General features: G+C 68.0%; 2 protein-coding genes. Both read right to left on the reverse strand.

What is annotated here, in order from left to right:
- Positions 1 to 161: 161 nt before the first annotated feature.
- Entirely contained in the window at positions 162 to 1,457 is a 1,296-nt protein-coding gene (gene ahcY, locus HUK84_RS15195; RefSeq protein ID WP_176641034.1) for an adenosylhomocysteinase, read from the reverse strand.
- A 77-nt stretch (positions 1,458 to 1,534) separates the two neighbouring features.
- Positions 1,535 to 2,358 (reverse strand): dipeptidase (locus HUK84_RS15200; protein WP_176641035.1); only part of this gene is annotated, 824 nt, incomplete at its 5' end.

Raw genomic sequence — 2,358 nt, forward strand, 5'->3', positions numbered from 1 at the left:
CCGCGGCGTCGGGGGCAGGCGTGGCGGGCGTGGCCGCGGGCGTCGGCGACGCCGCATGGCCGAAGATCGTCGAAAGGATCGAACCCAGGATGCTCATGGTCGGAAAACTCCGTGGGCGGAAGGCGCCCGGCATCCATGCCGGACGCCGGGCCGGGAAGGGATCAGTACCGATACAGGTCGTTCTTGAACGGCCCGTTGACCGGAACGCCGATATACTCGGCCTGTTTCTCGCTCATCCGGCTCAGCTCGGCGCCGACCTTGGCCAGATGCAGGGCGGCGACCTTCTCGTCCAGGTGCTTGGGCAGGGTATAGACCTTGCGCTCGTACGTTCCGGCCGGCGCGGTCCACAGCTCGATCTGCGCCAGGGTCTGGTTGGTGAAGGACGCCGACATCACGAAGGACGGATGGCCGGTCGCATTGCCCAGATTCACCAACCGGCCCTCGGACAGCACGATCAGGCGCTTGCCGTCGGGGAAGACGACCTCGTCGACCTGCGGCTTGATGTTGTCCCACGGGAAGTTGCGCAGCGCGTCGATCTGGATTTCGGAATCGAAATGCCCGATATTGCAGACGATGGCGCGGTGCTTCATCGCGCGCATATGGTCGATGGTGATGATGTCGACATTGCCGGTGCAGGTGACGAAGATGTCGCCGCGCGGGGCGGCGTTTTCCATCGTCACGACCTCATAGCCCTCCATCGCCGCCTGCAGGGCGCAGATCGGATCGACCTCGGTCACCAGCACGCGGCAGCCGGCATTGCGCAGCGACGCGGCCGATCCCTTGCCCACGTCGCCATAGCCGGCGACCACGGCGATCTTGCCGGCCATCATCACGTCGGTGCCGCGGCGGATCGCGTCCACCAGGCTTTCGCGGCAGCCGTACAGATTGTCGAACTTCGACTTGGTGACGCTGTCATTGACGTTGATCGCCGGCACGGCCAGCGTGCCCTTCTTCGCCATCTCCCACAGCCGGTGCACCCCGGTCGTCGTCTCCTCGGACAGGCCGCGCACGTCCTTCAGCATCTCGGGATATTTGTCGTGCATCAGCACGGTCAGGTCGCCGCCGTCATCCAGGATCATGTTCGGCGTCCAGCCGTCCGGCCCCGTGATGGTCTGCTCGATGCACCACCAGAATTCCTCTTCGGACAGGCCCTTCCAGGCAAAGACGGGCACGCCCGTCGCGGCGATCGCGGCGGCGGCATGGTCCTGGGTCGAAAAGATGTTGCACGACGACCAGCGCACGGTGGCGCCCAGCGCGGTCAGCGTCTCGATCAGCACCGCGGTCTGGATCGTCATGTGCAGGCAGCCGGCGATGCGCGCGCCGGCCAGCGGCCTGCTGGCGCCGAATTCCTCGCGCAGCGCCATCAGGCCGGGCATCTCGCCCTCGGCGATCGCGATCTCCTTGCGGCCCCACGCGGCAAGCGCGATGTCCCGTACTTTGTAATCCGTGGCGGTCATGGTCGTCCTGTCTGCAGAAAAGGAAAAAAGGGTCGTCCGGGGTATAGACGCTCGGGCCCGCCACGACCAGCCGGGGGTCAGGCCCCGGTTCCGGCGACGGTCCCGGGCCCATATTCGGTGCCGGCCTCATGTCCAGTTCCAGCTCCAGTTCCAGCTCCAGTTCCGGCCCCAGCTCCAATCTGGGCCACCGCCTCGGCCGCGCGCAGCACGCGCAGGAAATTGCCGCCCCAGATCGCGGCGATCTGCGCCGCGTCATAGCCGCGGCGCAGCAGCTCGGCCGTCAGGGCGGGGGACTCCGCGGCGTCGCGCCATCCCGCGATCATGCCGCCGCCGTCGAAATCCGAGGATATGCCGACGTGCCGCACCCCGATGCGCCGGACGATATGGTCGATGTGATCGACGAAATCCGCGACGCCGACCGCGCGCGCCTGCCGGACCGCGCGCGGGCGCAGAAAGGCGTCGACCGCGGTGACATGCACCACCCCGTCGCAATCGCGCAGCGCGTCCAGTTGCTCGTCATCCAGGTTGCGCGGATGGTCGCACAGCGCCCGCGCGCAGGAATGGGTGGCCAGCACGGGGCTGCGTGACAGGCGCACCGCCTGCATCATGGTGCTGCGCGCGGCGTGCGACACGTCGACCATCAGGCCCAGCCGGTTCATCTCGGCGATCGCCTCGCGCCCCAGGCCCGACAGCCCGCCATGGCGGGTTTCGCCGTCGCCCAGCGCGGCCATCGGCCGGGCGGAATCCGCCAGTGCATTGTGCCCGTTATGGGTCAGCGTCATGTAGCGCGCGCCCCGGGCGCGAAATTGCGCCAGCAGCGACAGGTCCTCGCCCATCGCATAGCCGTTCTCGACCGCCGGCACGATGGCGGTCGCCCCCGCGCGGAACGCGGCCTCGATCT

Origin of the sequence: Nguyenibacter vanlangensis (genome assembly GCF_013376155.1) — a bacterium.
GTDB classification, from domain to species: domain Bacteria; phylum Pseudomonadota; class Alphaproteobacteria; order Acetobacterales; family Acetobacteraceae; genus Gluconacetobacter; species Gluconacetobacter vanlangensis.